At 65.5% G+C, this 18,141-nt stretch carries 18 protein-coding genes and 1 tRNA gene; 13 read left to right on the forward strand and 6 right to left on the reverse strand.

What is annotated here, in order from left to right; all coding sequences use genetic code 11:
- Window positions 1–11: 11 nt before the first annotated feature.
- Window positions 12–428 carry a VOC family protein gene (locus U1703_RS02925; protein WP_332784519.1) on the forward strand — a complete coding sequence of 139 codons (417 nt, stop codon included), beginning with the start codon at window positions 12–14 and terminating at the stop codon, window positions 426–428.
- Window positions 429–442: 14 nt separating this feature from the next.
- Here the strand turns inward: U1703_RS02925 and U1703_RS02930 are convergent, their stop codons facing one another.
- Window positions 443–1,900 carry a sensor domain-containing diguanylate cyclase gene (locus U1703_RS02930; RefSeq protein ID WP_332784520.1) on the reverse strand — a complete coding sequence of 486 codons (1,458 nt, stop codon included), beginning with the start codon at window positions 1,898–1,900 and terminating at the stop codon, window positions 443–445.
- Between the two features lie 359 nt (window positions 1,901–2,259).
- On the opposite strand from U1703_RS02930, the gene U1703_RS02935 reads away from it, so the two are divergent.
- From U1703_RS02935 to guaA, 9 genes are all read left to right on the forward strand, one after another.
- Complete coding sequence (locus U1703_RS02935) at window positions 2,260–2,952, forward strand: response regulator transcription factor (RefSeq protein WP_320452729.1); 693 nt, start codon at window positions 2,260–2,262, stop codon at window positions 2,950–2,952.
- A complete protein-coding gene (locus tag U1703_RS02940; RefSeq protein WP_320452728.1) occupies window positions 2,949–4,304 on the forward strand; it encodes a sensor histidine kinase in 1,356 nt (451 codons plus the stop codon). The genes U1703_RS02935 and U1703_RS02940 overlap by 4 nt, the downstream gene beginning before the upstream one ends.
- A 72-nt stretch (window positions 4,305–4,376) precedes the next feature.
- Complete coding sequence (locus U1703_RS02945; protein ID WP_320452727.1) at window positions 4,377–4,625, forward strand: hypothetical protein; 249 nt, start codon at window positions 4,377–4,379, stop codon at window positions 4,623–4,625.
- Between the two features lie 157 nt (window positions 4,626–4,782).
- A complete protein-coding gene (gene rpsM / locus U1703_RS02950) occupies window positions 4,783–5,151 on the forward strand; it encodes a 30S ribosomal protein S13 (protein WP_320452791.1) in 369 nt (122 codons plus the stop codon).
- A 93-nt stretch (window positions 5,152–5,244) separates the two neighbouring features.
- Window positions 5,245–5,634 (forward strand): 30S ribosomal protein S11, encoded by a 390-nt coding sequence (rpsK, locus tag U1703_RS02955; protein ID WP_204195567.1) that lies wholly within the window; start codon window positions 5,245–5,247, stop codon window positions 5,632–5,634.
- A gap of 88 nt (window positions 5,635–5,722) precedes the next feature.
- Window positions 5,723–6,787 (forward strand): DNA-directed RNA polymerase subunit alpha, encoded by a 1,065-nt coding sequence (locus U1703_RS02960; protein WP_056430549.1) that lies wholly within the window; start codon window positions 5,723–5,725, stop codon window positions 6,785–6,787.
- A 244-nt stretch (window positions 6,788–7,031) separates the two neighbouring features.
- Window positions 7,032–7,454, forward strand: coding sequence for a 50S ribosomal protein L17 (gene rplQ, locus U1703_RS02965; protein ID WP_320452726.1), 423 nt, complete (start codon window positions 7,032–7,034; stop codon window positions 7,452–7,454).
- Window positions 7,455–7,609: 155 nt separating this feature from the next.
- Complete coding sequence (locus U1703_RS02970) at window positions 7,610–8,221, forward strand: hypothetical protein (protein ID WP_332784521.1); 612 nt, start codon at window positions 7,610–7,612, stop codon at window positions 8,219–8,221.
- 32 nt (window positions 8,222–8,253) lie between these two features.
- Entirely contained in the window at window positions 8,254–9,807 is a 1,554-nt protein-coding gene (gene guaA, locus U1703_RS02975) for a glutamine-hydrolyzing GMP synthase (RefSeq protein WP_320452724.1), read from the forward strand.
- A 131-nt stretch (window positions 9,808–9,938) separates the two neighbouring features.
- On the opposite strand, the gene U1703_RS02980 is transcribed toward guaA, so the two are convergent.
- Window positions 9,939–10,015: transfer RNA gene (locus tag U1703_RS02980), tRNA-Arg, on the reverse strand.
- A gap of 75 nt (window positions 10,016–10,090) precedes the next feature.
- On the opposite strand from U1703_RS02980, the gene U1703_RS02985 reads away from it, so the two are divergent.
- Window positions 10,091–10,831: a queuosine precursor transporter gene (locus tag U1703_RS02985; protein WP_332784714.1), complete on the forward strand. Its 741-nt coding sequence runs from the start codon at window positions 10,091–10,093 to the stop codon at window positions 10,829–10,831.
- A gap of 323 nt (window positions 10,832–11,154) precedes the next feature.
- On the opposite strand, the gene purQ is transcribed toward U1703_RS02985, so the two are convergent.
- From purQ to purC, 3 genes are read right to left on the reverse strand one after another with little or no spacing between them, the layout of a single operon-like run.
- Window positions 11,155–11,823, reverse strand: a complete 669-nt coding sequence (purQ, locus tag U1703_RS02990; RefSeq protein WP_332784522.1) for a phosphoribosylformylglycinamidine synthase subunit PurQ — start codon at window positions 11,821–11,823, stop codon at window positions 11,155–11,157.
- The gene (purS, locus tag U1703_RS02995; protein ID WP_175313981.1) at window positions 11,823–12,053 is read right to left on the reverse strand and encodes a phosphoribosylformylglycinamidine synthase subunit PurS; all 231 of its coding nucleotides are present in this window, start codon (window positions 12,051–12,053) and stop codon (window positions 11,823–11,825) included. The genes purQ and purS overlap by 1 nt, the downstream gene beginning before the upstream one ends.
- Entirely contained in the window at window positions 12,054–12,833 is a 780-nt protein-coding gene (gene purC / locus U1703_RS03000) for a phosphoribosylaminoimidazolesuccinocarboxamide synthase (RefSeq protein WP_007405170.1), read from the reverse strand.
- 288 nt (window positions 12,834–13,121) lie between these two features.
- On the opposite strand from purC, the gene U1703_RS03005 reads away from it, so the two are divergent.
- Window positions 13,122–13,511: a hypothetical protein gene (locus U1703_RS03005; protein WP_320452721.1), complete on the forward strand. Its 390-nt coding sequence runs from the start codon at window positions 13,122–13,124 to the stop codon at window positions 13,509–13,511.
- A 72-nt stretch (window positions 13,512–13,583) separates the two neighbouring features.
- Here U1703_RS03005 and U1703_RS03010 read toward each other — a convergent pair whose 3' ends face one another.
- The gene (locus U1703_RS03010; RefSeq protein ID WP_332784523.1) at window positions 13,584–15,515 is read right to left on the reverse strand and encodes a TonB-dependent receptor domain-containing protein; all 1,932 of its coding nucleotides are present in this window, start codon (window positions 15,513–15,515) and stop codon (window positions 13,584–13,586) included.
- Between the two features lie 354 nt (window positions 15,516–15,869).
- On the opposite strand from U1703_RS03010, the gene parC reads away from it, so the two are divergent.
- Window positions 15,870–18,122 carry a DNA topoisomerase IV subunit A gene (parC, locus tag U1703_RS03015; RefSeq protein ID WP_320452719.1) on the forward strand — a complete coding sequence of 751 codons (2,253 nt, stop codon included), beginning with the start codon at window positions 15,870–15,872 and terminating at the stop codon, window positions 18,120–18,122.
- Window positions 18,123–18,141: the final 19 nt, after the last annotated feature.

The following is an 18,141-nucleotide window of genomic DNA, read 5'->3' on the forward strand; positions in this document are numbered from 1 at the left end:
GAGGGTCGATCATGACGCGCGTGACGGGGCTCAATCACATCACCCTGGCGGTCGGCGATCTCGACCGTTCCCTGGCCTTCTATCGCGACGTCTTGGGTTTCAGTGTGCGCGCTGTCTGGACCGGCGGCGCCTATCTGGAGGCGGGATCGCTCTGGCTGTGCCTGTCAGTCGATCGAGAGGTGCGCTTGTCGCCCCATCCGGATTATACCCATATCGCCTTGTCCGTGGCCGAGAAGGATTATGCACCTCTTCGCGCCCGGTTGATTGCGCTGTGCCCGATCTGGAAGCAGGATAGAAGCGAGGGCGCTTCGACCTATTTCCTCGACCCGGACGGACATAGGATGGAAATCCATCTGGGATCGCTCGAATCGCGACTGCGTCATTATCGGTCCGACCCGACCAGCGGCGTACATATCCTCGACGGATGACACGGTATGGCAGGCTACCCGGCGCGGCGTCGATCGCTGCGGCGCCGCTCACCCACCCGGTCGCGCTTGGCGGCGTAGAGGCGGCTGTCGGCATGGTGCATGAAGTCGCGCACCGTCGTGCATTCCTCAGGGCGCAGGCTCATGCATACCGTGCCCGCGCAGCTCATCGTCAGGCCGTCCATGGTCACCGCAACGGACATCAGCGCCTCGATCCGCGTGCGCAGCTGTTCGGGTTCGGCAAGCAGCATGGGATCATGGACGATCACGCCGAACTCGTCCCCGCCCAGCCGCGCCACGAAGCAATCCGTCAGCCAGTTGGCGAGCAGCCGGGCACCGATCGTGCGCAGCACCTCGTCCCCCGCCAGATGGCCCATCGTGTCGTTGATGAGTTTGAACCCGTCCAGATCGATCAGCACCAGCCCCAGCGGCGTCCCGTCCGTGACGGACCGGTCGATCGCCGTCTCCAATGCGCGGTCATAGGCGGCACGGTTGGACAGGGTCGTCAGCGCATCGGTATCGGCATTGCGGCGCAACTGGGTCTCGAGCGCGTGGCGTTCGGTCACGTCCTGGAACATGCCAACCAGGCCATGGGGTTTGCCATCGACCATCTCGCGCTCGCCCATCACGCGGACGCGGCGCAGACGACCGAGCGCGGTCACGAAGTCGAGTTCGATGTCGAACGGATCGCCGGTGCGCAGCGTATCCTCGATCGTCGCCCGCAGCACCTCACGCGACGCAGGCGGATAGTAGGACAGCCCCTGTTCGAGCGTGAATTTCTGGCCTGGCGCCAGTTCGTGGATGCGATAGACGCCGTCGGACCACATGGCCTGTCCGGTCGCCATGACGACGCGCCACGATCCGGTCAGCGCCAGCCGCTCGACCTGGCGAACGGTGCGGTCCTTGGTCCGAAGATCCTCGGCCTGACGCTCGCTGAGTTCGGCCATGGCATTGGCCCGCCGCGCGATCGCCCGCGCGGCGATCAGCGCCTCCGCCAACTTGGCCAGATGGCGCAGGGTCTGTTCGCCCACCGGGCTGAGCGACCGGGGCGTGTCGTCCATGACGCAGAGCGACCCGATCGCCTGGGGCGTTCCGTCAAGGTCGGGGACGCGGATCGGCATCCCGGCGTAAAAACGCGTGCCGTCCTCGCCGGTGACCAGCGGGTTGACCGAAAAACGCGGATCGCTGGTCAGGTCGGGAACGATCATCAGGTCGGGGGACCGGATGGTGTGATCGCAAAAGGCGACCTGACGGGGCATTTCGCTGGGCACCGGGCCGGTCGCCGCCTTCACCCAGAAACGGTCGCGATCGGCCAGTGTCAGCGCGGCGAGCGGACAATCCAGCATGTCGGCGGCCAGCGAGACGAGCGCATCGAACTCCGCCTCCGGCTCGCTGTCGAGCAGCGCATGGGCCTGGAGCATGGCGAGGCGGCGTTCCTCGTCAAACGGCAGCGATATGGGGAATGTGGCGGCCATCATATAAGGATGATAACGCAAATAGTTGTAAAAATCTCAAATTCGCCGCGAATATTATCGTATTTTATCAACGATTCCGGATGTGTATGCGCGGTGCCTGCACCACGCCCGCCCGGATGACGCATTTGTCACGTTATGGTCACCCCGGGGTAGCCCGGCGGGCGCTAGCCCAGGATCCACGGAGTTCGAAGAGCTCGGCGCCCGATACTCCCGGGGGTGCCGTCGGGGCCGGCGGAGAGCGCGCTTTCCGCCGGCCTTTCCATGACGGCGACTTTCGGCAACGGTGACGGGGCCAGGCTGGAGAGATTCGAACCGACGCCGACAAGTCAAGGTCGCCCAATGCCGGAGCAGACGAGCCGATGAGCCGCAAAATCCTGATCGTCGAAGATGACGCCTCCACCGCCGCCTATGTCGCCAAGGGGCTGGGCGAGGCGGGTTATGCCGTCGAACAATGCGGCGATGGCCGCGACGGCCTGTTCCTGGCCAGCGAGGGCATATTCGACCTCATCATCGCCGACCGGATGCTGCCGCGCCTGGACGGGCTGGCGATGGTCAGCGCGATCCGCGCGGCGGGTATCTCGACGCCGGTTCTGGTTCTATCGGCGCTGGCCACGGTCGACGACCGGGTGGACGGGTTGAAGGCGGGTGCGGACGATTATCTGTGCAAGCCCTTTTCCTTCGCCGAATTGTCGGCGCGGATCGAGGCGCTGGTCCGCCGGTCCGATCGTGCGGCCTCCGAGCCGACCCGTACCAAGTTGAGCGTCGGCGATCTCGAAATCGACCTGCTGGCACGCACCGTGACGCGGGCGGGCAAGATCATCCCGGTCGGCGCGCGCGAATTCAACCTCCTGGAATTCCTGGCGCGCCATGCGGGCCAGGTCGTCACCCGCACGATGATGCTGGAGAAGATCTGGAACTATCATTTCGACCCGGGTTCCAACGTGGTCGACGTCCATATCGGCCGTCTGCGCCGCAAACTTGAGGAAGGGTTCGGCAGCCCGATCCTGCATACCGTGCGCGGCGCGGGTTACAGGCTGGCCGTCGAAGGGTGAAGTCGCGGCTGACGATCTCGGCGCGGATCGCGCTGCTGTCGATCGCATTGGCGCTGGTATCCAATCTGGCGCTGGTGGGCTTCATCTGGAAGCAGACCAGCGCCGATGCGGTGGCGGCCCTCCACCGCGAGATCGTCGAGCAGGCCGACGCCCTGCGCGCGGTCTGGCGCACCGGCGCGCTGCCCGCGCTGGCCGATGCCATCAAGGAAGCGCGCGAGCCGGGCGACGTATCGCTGGTCCTCGCCATCTTCGATCCGCAGGGGCACCGGATTGCCGGTTATGCGCCCAGGCATCTGGCGGTGCCATTGTCCGACACGCCGTTTCGCATCGCGGTGCTGGGCCGCGAGGGCGTCTGGAACGCGCGCGAGGCCGGCTATACGCTCCACCCCATCGGCAAGGACTGGTTGCTGGTAGGCCGCCCGCTCGACCTGATCGAGGCGCAGCAGGTCGCGATCGAACGCGCGCTGGCGCTGGCGGTGTTCCTGTCGCTGATGCTGGGGGTGGGCACCGGGCTGGTGCTGGCCCGTTACGTCACCGGGCGGCTCAACACGATCGTCGCGGTGATCGACGCGGCGGGCGAGGGCGACCTGACCCGCCGTGTCCGGCTGGTGCGTGACGGCGACGACAAGGGCGACGCCTTCGACCGGCTGGCCGAGCGACTGAACGCGATGCTGGGCAAGATCGAGCAGTTGATGGCGGAATTGCGCGTCGTCACCGACAGCCTGGCGCACGACCTGCGCTCGCCGCTTGCCCGCTTGCGCACCAAGACCGAGCAGGCGGTGCTGATCGCCGACCCCGGCCAGCGCGAGGCGGCGCTGGGCGGCCTGCTGGTCGAGACCGACCTGATCATGCGGATGCTGACCATGGTGATCGAGATCAGCCGGTCCGAATCGGTGACCCGCGACCGCTTCACATTGGTCGCACCCGCCGAACTGGTCGAGGAGATCGGCGAACTCTATGCCCCGGTCGCTGAGGATGCGGGGCTGCGCTTCCTGATCGAGGTCGAGGCACGCCCCGCGCCGCTGCCCCTCCACCGCGAACTCATGAGCCAGGCGCTCTCCAACCTGATCGACAATGCGCTCAAGCATGGCGCGGCGGGCGGCCAGGTGACGTTGCGCCTGCGCGACGGGGCGGAGGGAATCCTGTTCCAGGTCGAGGATCACGGCCCCGGCATCGCCGAGGCCGACCACGCCCAGGCGCTCAAGCGTTTCGGACGACTCGATACGGCGCGCACCACGCCGGGTGCAGGGCTGGGCATGGCGCTGATCGAGGCGGTGGCCCGGCTGCATGGCGGCCGGTTCGAACTGGGCGACAATGCCCCCGGCCTGGTGGCACGGGTGGTGATTCCGTGAAGACGCTATTCCTCCCCCGCAAGGGGAGGAATAAGGTTTGCCCCTTTCCGTCAGGGCTCTACACCCCGCGTCATGGATAATCTCTCCCTGTTCGGCCTGGCCGCCGTATCGTTCACCCTGGTCTGCTATGCCATGGAGGCGGGGACGCACTGGTGGACGCTGGGGTTCGTGCTGGGCTGTATCGCGGGCTCGGTCTATGGCTTCATGCAGGGCGCCTGGCCGTTCGGGGTCGTCGAGATCGTCTGGGCGATCGTGTCGTTCCGCCGCTGGCTGACCCTGCGTCGCGTCCAGTCGGGCAGGTTTCGGGAACCGATCGCTTGACAGGGTGTTGCGCGGCCTTTAACGGACCGTCCTTCCAGTGCACCCGATGGACGACGCGCGACTTGCGTGCGTCGCGATCGTGCGTGGTGGAACCATCGCGTTGAGATGGAGCGTGTGCGGCCATGCCATGCTCCGTGGAGCTAGGAGAACAAGTTTCATGGCACGTATTGCGGGTGTCAACCTCCCGACCAACAAGCGCGTTCTGATTGCGCTGACTTATATCCACGGCATCGGTCCGACCAAGGCGAAGCAGATCACTGCCAAGCTGAACATCGCCGAAGATCGTCGCGTCCAGGACCTGTCGGATCAGGAAGTTCTCCAGATCCGTGAAACCATCGACGCCGATCATACGGTCGAAGGCGATCTGCGTCGCGAAACCGCGATGAACATCAAGCGCCTGATGGATCTGGCCTGCTATCGCGGCCTGCGTCACCGCAAGGGCCTGCCGGTCCGCGGCCAGCGCACGCACACCAACGCGCGCACCCGCAAGGGTAAGGCAAAGCCGATCGCGGGCAAGAAGAAGTAATTCGCCCCGGCGAATTACTCCGCCGGAGGGCAGGCTTGTGGCTGACCGCCCGCCGCTCTCCGCATCAGGATACCAGGTCAGGACTTTCATATAATGGCACGTGAACCGCAGCGCATTCGTCGTCGCGAGCGCAAGAACATCACCGCCGGCGTCGCTCATGTGAACGCCAGCTTCAACAACACCATGATCACCATCACCGACGCGCAAGGCAACGCCATTTCGTGGTCGTCGGCTGGTGCGATGGGCTTCAAGGGTTCGCGCAAGTCGACCCCGTATGCGGCGCAGGTCGCAGCGGAAGACGCGGGCAAGAAGGCCGCCGAGCACGGCGTCCGCACCCTGGAAGTCGAAGTGAAGGGTCCGGGTTCGGGCCGCGAGTCGGCACTTCGCGCGCTGCAGGCGGTCGGTTTCCAGATCTCCTCGATCCGCGACGTCACCTCGATCCCGCACAACGGCGTGCGGCCTTCCAAGCGTCGCCGCGTCTGATGCTTCCCATGGCCGGCTGACGAGTCGGCCATGCCTCTCTCCATGGCTGGAACCGTCCCCGTTCCGGCCCACAACTCAGGGGAACCACGTGTCTGTCAACGCAAAGAACTGGCAGGAACTGAAGAAGCCCAACGCGCTCGAGAAAAAGGGTGGCGATGGCAAGCGGAAGGCGACGTTCGTTGCCGAGCCGCTGGAGCGTGGCTTCGGCCTGACGCTGGGCAACGCGCTTCGTCGCGTGCTCCTCTCGTCGCTCCAGGGCGCGGCCGTGACCTCGATCAAGATCGAGAACGTGCTGCACGAATTCTCGTCGCTGGCTGGTGTGCGTGAAGACGTCACCGACATCGTCCTGAACGTCAAGCAGCTCGCCATCCGCATGCAGGGCGAAGGTCCCAAGCGGCTCCAGCTGTCGGCAACCGGCCCCGCCACCGTCAAGGCCGGCGACATCGCCGTGTCGGGCGACATCGAGGTCATGAACAAGGACCTGGTGATCTGTCATCTCGACGAAGGCGCGACGTTCAACATGGAACTGACCGCCGACATCGGGAAGGGCTATGTCCCCGCCGCATCGAACCGTCCGGCCGATGCGCCGATCGGTCTGATCCCGGTCGACGCGCTCTATTCGCCGGTCCGTCAGGTGTCGTACAAGGTCGATCCGACCCGCGTCGGCCAGGACCTCGATTATGACAAGCTGACGCTGTCGATCGAGACCGACGGCACCGTGACCCCGGAAGACGCCGTGGCCTATGCCGCGCGCATCCTCCAGGACCAGCTGGCGCTGTTCGTGCACTTCGACGACTCGGCGCTCACCCGCGCCGCGCCGGTCGGCCAGGCGGCGATCCCCGCCGCTGGTGGCGAGCCGCAGAGCGACGCGCAGCAGATCAACCGTTACCTTCTCAAGAAGGTCGACGAGCTGGAACTGTCGGTGCGTTCGGCAAACTGCCTCAAGAACGACAACATCATCTATATCGGCGATCTGGTCGGCAAGACCGAAGCCGAGATGCTGCGCACTCCCAATTTCGGTCGCAAGTCGCTGAACGAGATCAAGGAAGTGCTGTCGTCCATGGGTCTGCGCCTGGGCATGGAAATCCCCGGCTGGCCGCCCGAGAATATCGAGGAAATGGCCAAGAAGCTGGAACAGGAGATCATGGGCTGAGCCACGCGCGGATAGCATCGCTATCCGCGAGACGGCGAAAGCCCGGCCGGCGGGTCGCCCATGGGCGGCCCGTTCGACGTCAGGATCGCGGCTTCGCCGTGATCCGGTCCGGCCGCTCCCAGCTTTGCTGATCCGCTCCCCGGCTCATGCCGGAGAGCCACAAGACAGGCGAAGGTGACGGCCTTGACGGTCACCGGCTCTGGGGTTCCGTGACACGGCCCCTTAACGAACGAAGGAAATACCCATGCGTCATCGCGTCGGCGGCCGTAAGCTGCAGCGTACCTCGGCTCATCGTATCGCGCTGTTCCGCAACATGGCGGCAGCCCTGATCAAGCATGAGCAGATCACCACCACCGTCGCCAAGGCGAAGGAACTGCGTCCCTACGTCGAAAAGCTGGTGACCCTGGCGAAGAAGGGCGGTCTCTCGAACCGTCGTCTGGCCCATGCCCGTCTGCTCGACGACGCACAGCTGGTGAAGCTGTTCGACACCCTGGCGACCCGCTATGCGGACCGCAACGGTGGCTATACCCGCATCATCAAGGCCGGCATCCGCGCGTCGGACGCCTCGCCGATGGCGATCATCGAGTTCGTCGACCGCGACGTCTCGGCGAAGGGCCAGGATTCGGGTCCGGTCATGAACGACGAGGACTTCGACGAAGCCGCGTAAATCTACGCGTCTTTCGAGACACCTTCGAGAGGGGGTCGTGCCAGCGATGGTGCGGCCCCCTTTTCGTTGGGCCAAGCAGTTTTCTGCAGTGTCGCAGCATTGAACGCGGCCGGGATGCGATGCGATACACCGGAGCAGGCCAGAGGAGGGGACATATGCGGGGGTTGATGGCGGCGGTTTTGGCGATGGGGGTGACCCTGTCGCCCGCAATGGCGCAGAGTGGCGCGGTGCAGAGTGATGCGGCGCAGGCGGACACGGCACCGACCGATACGCAACGCACCAAGACCAGGGCCGCGTTCGTGCCGATGCTGCCCAGCGACGCCAATCGTCCCTGGCTGGGCCCGCAGATGCGCGAACAGGGTGGTGCCGCGACCACGGGCTTCGTGGCGGGGGCCGTGCTGTCCACGGCAGCGGCGCTGGTCAAGGGACGCAAGCCCGCATCCGGAGTCGGGCCGGTCGACCCGTCGCGACCGGTGCGTGCGGCCGAAGCGCCGTCCTCCTATCGTGCGGAAACCGACAGCGAGGCGGCCGTCCATGCCTGTGCCAAGGCGATCGAGGCGGAGGGGCGCCGCAGCTTCCCGCTGGCGCAGGTCGGGCAGGTGCACACCGCAAATCCGCTGGGCAATGGATATGACGTCCAGGGCGACGTGCTGCTGCGCGCCAACTACCGCGAGGCGGGGGTGGCGCACGGCTTCCGCTGTCGCGTCGACGCCCAGGCCGTACGAATGGTCGCGATCGAGTCGCTTCAAACCGGTCCGACCCGGTAGCTTTTCGCCAAAGACCTCGCTATCGGACCGCCATGGAGCACCCGGACAGCATCCTCATCGTCGATTTCGGCAGCCAGGTCACCCAGCTCATCGCGCGCCGCGTGCGCGAGGCGGGGGTCTATAGCGAGATCGTACCCTTCCAATCCGCCGCCGAGGCGTTCGCGCGGATCAACCCCGCCGCGGTCATCCTGTCGGGTGGCCCCGCCTCCGTCGTCGACGAGAATTCCCCGCGCATTCCGCAGGCGATCCTCGACAGCGGCCTGCCGATGCTGGGCATCTGCTATGGCCAGCAGGCGCTGACCGAGCAGCTTGGCGGCAAGGTCGAAAAGGGCGACAGCGGCGAATTCGGTGAGGCCTTCATCACCGTCGAGGGCGAATGCACGCTGTTCGACGGCCTGTGGGCGACGGGTGAGCGGCACCAGGTGTGGATGAGCCATGGCGACAAGGTCACGGCGCTGGCCCCCGGCTTCCGCGTCGTCGCGACCAGCCCCGGTGCGCCGTACGCGATCATCGCCAATGACGAGCGCCGCATCTATGCGATGCAGTTCCACCCTGAGGTCGTGCACACCCCCGACGGGGCCAAGCTGATCGCCAATTTCGTCCGCCATGTCGCCGGGCTTTCCGGCGACTGGACCATGGCCGAGTTCCGCGCCGCCAAGATCGCCGAGATCCGCGAGCAGGTCGGCACGGGCAAGGTGATCTGCGGCCTGTCGGGCGGGGTCGACTCGTCGGTCGCCGCACTTCTGATCCATGAGGCGATCGGCGACCAGCTGACTTGCGTGTTCGTCGATGGCGGCATCCTGCGCCAGGGTGAGGCGGAGCAGGTGGTCAGCCTGTTCCGTGGTCACTACAACATCCCGCTGGTCCATGTGGACGCGCAGGACCTGTTCATGGACGGCCTGGCGGGCGTCACCGACCCCGAGGCCAAGCGTAAGTTCATTGGCAAGACCTTCATCGACGTGTTCGAGGCCGAGGCCAAGAAGATCGGCGGCGCCGAGTTCCTGGCCCAGGGCACGCTCTATCCGGACGTGATCGAGAGCGTCAGCTTCACCGGCGGCCCGTCGGTGACGATCAAAAGCCACCACAATGTCGGCGGCCTGCCCGAACGCATGAACATGAAGCTGGTCGAGCCGCTTCGCGAGCTGTTCAAGGACGAGGTTCGCGTGCTGGGTCGCGAACTGGGGCTGCCCGACGTGTTCGTTGGCCGCCATCCGTTCCCCGGACCTGGCCTGGCCATCCGCATCCCCGGCGAGGTGACGCGCGAGCGCTGCGATATCCTGCGCAAGGCGGATGCCATCTATCTCGAGGAAATCCGCAAGGCGGGTCTGTACGACGCGATCTGGCAGGCCTTCGCGGTGCTGCTGCCGGTCCGTTCGGTCGGCGTGATGGGCGACGGTCGTACCTACGATTCGGTCCTGGCGCTGCGCGCGGTGACCTCGGTCGACGGCATGACGGCGCAGGCCTTCGACTTCCCCGGCGACTTCCTGCCGCGCGTGACCACCCGGATCATAAACGAGGTGAAGGGCATCAACCGCGTCGTCTATGACTATACCAGCAAGCCGCCCGGCACGATCGAGTGGGAATAACCAAGATTCGCGGCCCCGCGGGGCGGGGCTGCGGCTTGGTTATTCGGTGCCGCAAGGCACCGTTCACAGTATGATATGCGAGAAGCGCCTCGGCCCATGCCGGGGCGCTTTTTCATTGCGAATGGAAGAAATGGCGCGCCCGGAGGGATTCGAACCCCCGACCGAGGAGGTAGAAGCTCCTTGCTCTATCCAACTGAGCTACGGACGCGCGGATGACGGGCTCCCTAGCGTGGTTTGCTTGAGTTGGGAATGGCGATAAATGTCGCCCCTCACGGTGGAAGGGATGGGCATGGGCGTGGAACGGGTGGTGGCGAGCCGGGATGTCGGCCACGGGGCGTTCCGCTGGTTCGACTTCGTCATGGCGGCCTTCGTGACCATCCTGCTGCTGTCGAATGTCATCGGCGCTGGCAAGGTGGCGGTCATCACCTTGCCGCTGGTCGGCCAGTGGCCGTTCGGCGCGGGCATCCTGTTCTTTCCGCTGAGCTATGTGATCGGCGACGTGCTGACCGAGGTCTATGGCTATGCCCGTGCGCGGCGGGTGATCTGGGCGGGAACGGCGGCAGTGCTGTTCATGGCGTTCATGAGCTATGTTGTCGTGGCATTGCCGCCCGCGCCGACCTGGACCAACCAGGCGGCCTATGAGGTGATCTTCGGGCAGGTGCCGCGGATCGTGCTGGCCAGCGTGTGTGCCTTCTGGGCAGGCGAGTTCGCCAACGCCTATGTCATGGCGCGAATGAAGGTTTGGACCAGCGGGCGGCATCTCTGGTCGCGGACGATCGGTTCGACGCTGGTGGGGCAGGGGGTGGACAGCCTGATCTTCTATCCGCTGGCGTTTTGGGGCGCGGAGGGCTGGACGACGCATCTGGTGGTCGTGGTGCTGTTCACGCAATGGGCGTTGAAGGTGGGCTGGGAGGTGCTGCTGACGCCGGTAACGTATCTGATCGTCGGCTTTTTGAAGCGTGCCGAGGGTGTCGACGTATTCGACGAGGGCACGGACTTCACGCCATTCCGGGCGAAGGTTTGAGTTCGCGCGAAGCCGCGATGACGCGAAGGGTTCAAGGAAGATTTGTTCGCGCGGAGGCGCAGAGGACGCGGAGAGGGCGAATAAGGCGTCGGCTGCATGATCTCCCAAGCCGCCGTAGTGAGGCGGGAAATGCTCTTCGTGCGCGAAACGCCTCTGCGTCCTCTGCGCCTCTGCGCGAACCAGCCTTCTTGGCGCCATCGCGGCTTCGCGTGAATCCAAAATGAAAGGGGAGGCGAGTTGCCTCGCCTCCCCATAAATCGTCCTGTTCCCCTTCGACCGCCTGCCAGGGCAGGCGCTCAGGGTGGGCTAAAACGGACGGGGGTTTACGCCCCGACCATTTCCAGCAGCCCCTCGAACAGGCGGCGGCCATGGTCGCCGCCGTGCGCGGCTTCGATACGACGCTCGGGGTGGGGCATCATGCCCAGCACGTTGCGACGCTCGTTCAGCACACCCGCGATGTTCCGCGCCGAGCCGTTGACGTCCTCGGCATAGCGGAACGCCACGCGGCCTTCGCCTTCCAGCCGGTCCAGCGTCTCGACATCGGCGAAATAATTGCCGTCATGATGCGCGACCGGAATCCGGATCGTCTCGCCCTGCTTGTACAGCCGCGTGAAGGCGCTGTCGGTGTTGGCCACCTCCAGATCGACGTCGCGGCATACGAAGTTGAGCGAGCGGTTGCGCATCAGCGCGCCTGGCAGAAGCCCGGTTTCGGCCAGCACTTGGAAGCCGTTGCACACGCCGAACACCGGCGTGCCCTTGTTGGCCGAGTCCACGACCGCACGCATGATCGGCGAGCGGGCCGCGATCGCGCCGCAACGCAGATAGTCACCATAGGAGAAGCCGCCCGGCACGCCGATCAGCCCCAGTCCTTCGGGGAGTTCGCTGTCGCCGTGCCAGACCATGGCCGGCTTGACGCCCGTCACCGCCTCCAGCGCAACGGCGAGGTCGCGGTCGCAGTTCGAGCCCGGAAAGACGATCACGGCGGTCTTCATCAGGCGCGCTCCACCCGGTAATTCTCGATCACGGTGTTGGCCAGCAACTGGCGGCACATCTCGTCGATCTGGGCGTCGGTCGTCTCGTCGGCGACCTGCATCTCGATCAGCTTGCCCGCGCGCACGTCATCGACGCCGGCAAAGCCCAGGCTGCCCAGCGCGTGCTGGATCGCCTTGCCCTGCGGGTCCAGCACGCCGGGCTTCAGGGTGACGAAAATCTTGAGCTTCATTTACTTGCCCCGGCTCTTGCGGTGTTCTTCCAGATCGAGGACGGCGGTGTCGCCCCCCTCGGGCAGCAGGCCCAGACGGCGCGCCACTTCCTGATAGGCCTCGACCTCGCCGCCCAGGTCGCGGCGGAACCGGTCCTTGTCCAGCTTCTCGTTGGTGGTCATGTCCCACAGGCGGCAGCCATCGGGGCTGATCTCGTCGGCCAGGATGATGCGACCGAAGTCGTTGTCCCAGATGCGGCCGAATTCCAGCTTGAAGTCGACCAGGCGGATGCCGATCGCGGCGAACATGCCCGACAGGAAGTCGTTCACGCGAATCGCCAGGTCGGCGATGTCGTGCATCTCTTCCTGGCTGGCCCAGCCGAAGCAGGCGATATGCTCGTCGGTGACCATCGGGTCGCCCAGCGCATCGTCCTTGTAATAATATTCGATGATCGTGCGGGGCAGCTTCACGCCCTCTTCGATGCCCAGGCGCTTCGACAGCGAGCCTGCCGCCACGTTGCGCACCACGACCTCGATCGGCACGATCTCGACCTGGCGGATCAACTGCTCGCGCATGTTCAGGCGGCGGATGAAGTGGGTGGGAACGCCGATATGGTCGAGCATCGTGAAGACATGCTCGGAGATACGGTTGTTCAGCACGCCCTTGCCGTTGATCGTGCCCTTCTTCTGGGCATTGAACGCGGTGGCGTCGTCCTTGAAATACTGGATCAGCGTGCCGGGCTCGGGGCCCTCGTACAGGATCTTGGCCTTGCCTTCGTAGATTTGGCGGCGGCGAGCCATGCGGCGGTCCCCTGAAATGAGTACAGCCCCGGCGCCCCCATGCTGAGGCCCGAGGCGGGATGGCGCGGCCTATAATGGATGCGGCGCGGCGGCGCAATGGAAGCGTGCGGGCCACCGCGGCATGAGCAATGTGTTGGCATGGACAGTAAAGCCAACATTACGGCCATGTAATTATCCGTACATGATGGAAGAGATTTTAAGAGAGCATGAAAAAAATGTAAGGTGGAAAGAACAGGAAACCGATCTCCAAAGTCGTGGGTTTAGATGGTGCTTGCAAAGGAGGAAGTCATGAACAAGCTGATGATCGGTGTTGTTGGTGGGGCTCTGATGCTGACGGCGGGTGCTGCCGTTGCACGGCCGATGCACATGGCGCAGCAGCCGCAGATCTGGGAGCAGGCCCATGTGCCGCTCGCCAACGGCATGGAGGCCATCGCGGTGGTGAAGAACGGCAACAAGGAACGCACGGTCGCCTGCCGCGACACCGCGGACGTCCTTGCGACCTTCCGCCCCGAAGTCGTCGCCTTCGCACCCGGCCACACGGCCAAGGGCAAGGCGGTGACCGACGAGGAGGTCGCCGGGGTCGAGACCTTCACCCCCGTCGCCTTCCAGAACTGCACCGTCGCCGCGGGCGATCACTTCCAGCAGGATGTGAACCAGGCGCAGGCGAACCGGACGTAAGCCGACCGGTATCGCCGGACATGAAGCGGGCGCGATTCCCATCGCGCCCGCTTTGCTTTTCAGGGGCTCGCCTCAGAAATCGGCGAGCAGCCCCACGAACAGCGTCCGTCCATAGTTGACCGTGCCATAGGTCGCGTCGTCCAGCCGCTTGTCCGCGACATTGTACACGCCGCCCTTCAGCGTCAGGCCGCGCGTCAGACGCTGGGTCGCCAGCAGGTCGGCGGTGGCATAGGGCGGGGCGGGGGAGCCCGTCACGGTCGCCTCATATTCCTTTCCGTAATAGTTGAACGCGGTCCAGATCCGCGTGTCGGGCCCGGCATCCCAGTCCAGCCGCGCATTGCCCTTGAAGCGTGGGGTCAGCGCTAGCGGCGCACCCCTGTTGGGGCCGCTCTTCTGCTCGGAATCGAGATAGGTCAGGTTGCCCCGGATCGACAGCGTCGGATCGATCCGCCAGCGGCCCGCCAACTCGACACCCAGGATCGAGGCGCGGTTCAGATTGACCCGATCCATGATCTGCAGGCCCTGCCACCGCCGGGTGGTGGTGACGGTCGACAGCGCGTCGCGGAAGTCGTTGTAGAAGATGGTCGCGTTGGCGGAGATGCCCGAGCGGTTCGACCAGGCCAATGTCGCCTCGTAATTGACGCTGCTTTCGGGGCGCAGCGCCGGATTGCCGAACTGGACGAAGCGGTTGCGCCGGATCACGGCATAATCGGGAATCACCGCGCGCAGCTCGGGCGCCTTGAAGCCGCGCGCGACGCCGCCCTTCACCGTCCATTGGCTAGTCACATGCCACACGGCATAGGCGCGCGGGTTCAGGTGGCGACCATAGAATTGATGATCGTCCAGCCGGATGCCGCCGGTCAGGCTGAACCCCGGCAGCACCCGCCATTCATTCTCGGCGAAGATCGCCTTCTGCACCACCGAATAGCGTTCGTATTCGCGCTGGTTCGGGCGGCCGACATTGGCCTGGTTCCAGTCGCGCAGGCCAGTCTTCAGCCATTGTGCGCCGATGGTCGTGGTATTGTGCGCGGTCGGCAACACCAGCTTGCCGTCCGCCACGCGGTTGCGCACCTCGGGTCGACGGCCGAACACGTCGGTCTGGTCCGGCGTGGCCAGTCCCTCGCGGCTGGTATGCTCGTCCAGATAGGATAGCAGCGACGACAGCTTGCCCCAGCGGCCATTGTGCATCAGCGACCAATAGTCGCGGTTGTTGTCCTGTTGCCGCGTCGCCCAGTTGGGGCTCAGGCCCTCGCCGTTGCGGAGGCGCGACAGGCCACCCTCCAGGATCACCTCATGACCCTGGGCCGGCGTCAGGACCAGTCGGCCGGTCGCGTTGCGTTGGCGGGCGCGGGTAAAGCCGTTGGTGACGACGACATCGTCGTCCGCGCCGCGCGCCAGATAGCTGCCCCAGGCCTGCACGCCCAGCAGGCCGGGGACGACCGGGCCGCTGACAAAGGCTTGCGCGTTCAGGGCATTGCCCTGGTCGCCCGACGGGCGCAGCGACAGGTCATAGGACACGCTGCCGCTCCAATTTGGGGTGGGGCGGCGGGTGATGATGTTGATGACGCCGCCGATCGCATCCGATCCATAGAGCGAGGACATGGGTCCGCGCACCACCTCGACCCGCTCGATCGCGGCGGCGGGCGGGGTGAAGCTCTGCTCGTAGCCGCGATTGCCGTTGACGCGGGATTCGCGTCCGCTCTGGCGGCGGCCATCGACCATGATAAGCGTATAGTCGCCGGGCATGCCGCGAATCTGGATGTCGGTTTCGTTGGCGCTGCCGTTGACCGTCACGCCCTCGACGTCGCGCACCGCGTCGGCCAGGCTCTGGATCGAGCGGCGGCGCAGGTCGTCGCCGTCGATGATCGTGATGGACGCCGGGGCATCCTCCTGCTTCTGGCTGTAGCCGGTGGCGGTGACGACGATGTCACCGTCCGTGCTGCCGGCCTTTTCCGATCTGGTCGGCGCCGTGCTTTGCGCCCAGGCCGGCGTTGCCAGGATCAAAATGGAGAGCGGCGCGCAAAGCGACGGGACACGAAGGTGCCGCCGCCGCGACCCCATGGTCGAGACGTTGGTGAGCATGATTCCCCTTTTGGAAAAGACCTGCTGGCGAGGCCTGGGATCGAATTAGTTAGTAATGAGAATCGATTTCAACAGTGAAATCAGCTCGGAAATAGTATGTTACAAAGTCCCTGAAAAAAGGCCGTGAAAAGAATGGATCGCCCCATCACCCGGCTTTTGGGGCCAAGCCGATCAGATCGGCACCCGGCGGGCAGGGTAGGGTAAGTCCATACAATGTTCCTGATTTGATCCGAGTGATTGCCCCGGCTCCACGGGCTTGCTAGAAGCTGGGCTTCCATGGCGATCGATCTCCGCGACAATCCTCCCGTCGGCATCCTCGATGCCCCGTTCGACAGTGCGCTGTCCGAGCGGTATCTGGTCTATGCGCTGTCGACGATCACCGCGCGCTCGCTGCCCGATGTGCGCGACGGCCTGAAGCCGGTGCACCGGCGGCTGCTCTGGGCGATGCGGCTGCTCAAGCTCGATCCCGCCTCGGGCTATAAGAAGTGCGCGCGCGTCGTCGGCGACGTGATCGGTAAATATCATCCGCATGGCGACCAGTCGGTCTATGACGCCATGGTCCGCCTCGCGCAGGACTTCGCGCTGCGTTATCCGCTGGTCGACGGACAGGGCAATTTCGGCAATATCGACGGCGATAACGCCGCCGCCTATCGTTATACCGAGGCACGGCTGACCCAGGTCGCGATCGACCTGATGGACGGCCTGGACGAAGATGCCGTCGCCTATCGCCCGACCTATAATGGCGAGGAGCAGGAGCCCGAGCTGTTCCCGGGCCTGTTCCCCAACCTTTTGGCGAACGGCGCGAGCGGCATCGCGGTCGGCATGGCGACCAGTATCCCGCCGCACAACGCCGCCGAACTGCTGGAGGCCGCGATCCTGCTGGTCGATCAGCCCGAGGCGGACGACGATGCGATCCTGGCGCTGGTCAAGGGGCCCGACTTCCCGACCGGCGGCAGCGTCGTCGATGCACCCGCCATCCTGCGCGAAAGCTACACGACGGGGCGGGGCGGTTTCCGCGTCCGTGCCCGTTTCGAGATCGAGCGCGAAAAGGGCGGCGGCTGGCAGATCGTTATCAGTGAAATCCCCTACGGCGTCGCCAAGGGCAAGCTGATCGAACAGATCGCCACGCTGATCAACGACAAGAAGCTGCCGATCCTGGCCGATGTTCGCGACGAATCGGATGAACAGGTCCGCATCGTGCTGGAGCCGCGGGCGCGCACCGTCGATCCGCAGGTGCTGATGGACGGGCTGTTCCGCTTCTCCGACCTGGAGACGCGGGTCAGCCTGAACCTCAACGTGCTGGACAAGGACCGCACGCCGCGCGTCATGTCCCTGCGCGAGGCGCTGGCCGCCTGGGTCGAGCATCAGTTCGTCGTGCTGCGTCGCCGGTCCGAGCATCGGCTGGGCAAGATCGCCGACCGGATCGAATTGCTCGACGGTTATCTGGTCGCCTATCTCAACCTCGACCGGGTGATCGAGATCATCCGTACCGAGGACGAGCCCAAGGCGGTGATGATCGAGGAGTTTCGCCTGACCGACCGTCAGGCCGAGGCGATCCTCAATATGCGCCTCCGCTCGCTCCGCCGCCTGGAAGAGTTCGAGATTCGCGGCGAGCGCGACAAGCTGGACAAGGAACGTGAGCAACTGACCCTGCTCCTGGGTTCCGACCAGCGGCAGCGGACGCGGATGAAGAAGGATTTCGCAAAGCTCCGCGACCGCTATGGCCTGGAGACGCCGCTGGGCGCGCGCCGGACGCTGATCGAGGAAGCCGCGCCGACCCGCGACATCCCGCTGGAAGCGATGATCGAGCGCGAGCCGATCACCGTCATCCTGTCGCAGCGCGGCTGGATCCGCGCGATGAAAGGTCATGTCGACCTCGCCTCGGCCGACACCGCCAAGTTCAAGGAAGGCGACGGCCCCGCCTTCGCCTTCCACGCGCAGACGACCGACAAGCTGCTATTGGCCGCGGCGAACGGGCGGTTCTTCACGCTGGCCGCCGACAAGCTGCCGGGCGGACGTGGTTTCGGTGAGCCGGTGCGGGCGATGATCGATCTCGACGGTTCGATCGGCATCGTCGGCTTCCTGCCCGCCGCGCGCGCGCCCAAGCTGCTGGTCGCGGCATCGGACGGGCGCGGCTTCATCGTGCCGACCGCCGACACCATCGCCGAGACGCGCAAGGGCAAGACCGTGCTGACGCCGCGCGCGGGCTCCACCTTGAAGGTCGTGCGGCCGGTGGGCACGGACGACGACTATGTCGCGGCGATCGGGGACAATCGCAAGCTGCTGGTCTTCCCGCTGACCGAGTTCGTCGAGCTGTCGCGCGGCACGGGCGTGCAGTTGCAACGCTATCGCGACGGCGGGCTGTCGGATGCGACGACCTTCGTCTTCAAGGACGGGCTGAGCTGGCCGATGGGCGGCGATACCGGGCGAGTGCGGACCGAGCACGACCTGTCCGCCTGGCGCACGGCGCGCGGGGCGGCGGGACGCATGCCGCCGACCGGCTTTCCGCGCGACAACCGCTTCGGCTGATCGCACCGACTCGGCTTCG

The organism is Sphingomonas flavida (assembly GCF_036663655.1).
Lineage (GTDB): Bacteria > Pseudomonadota > Alphaproteobacteria > Sphingomonadales > Sphingomonadaceae > Sphingomonas.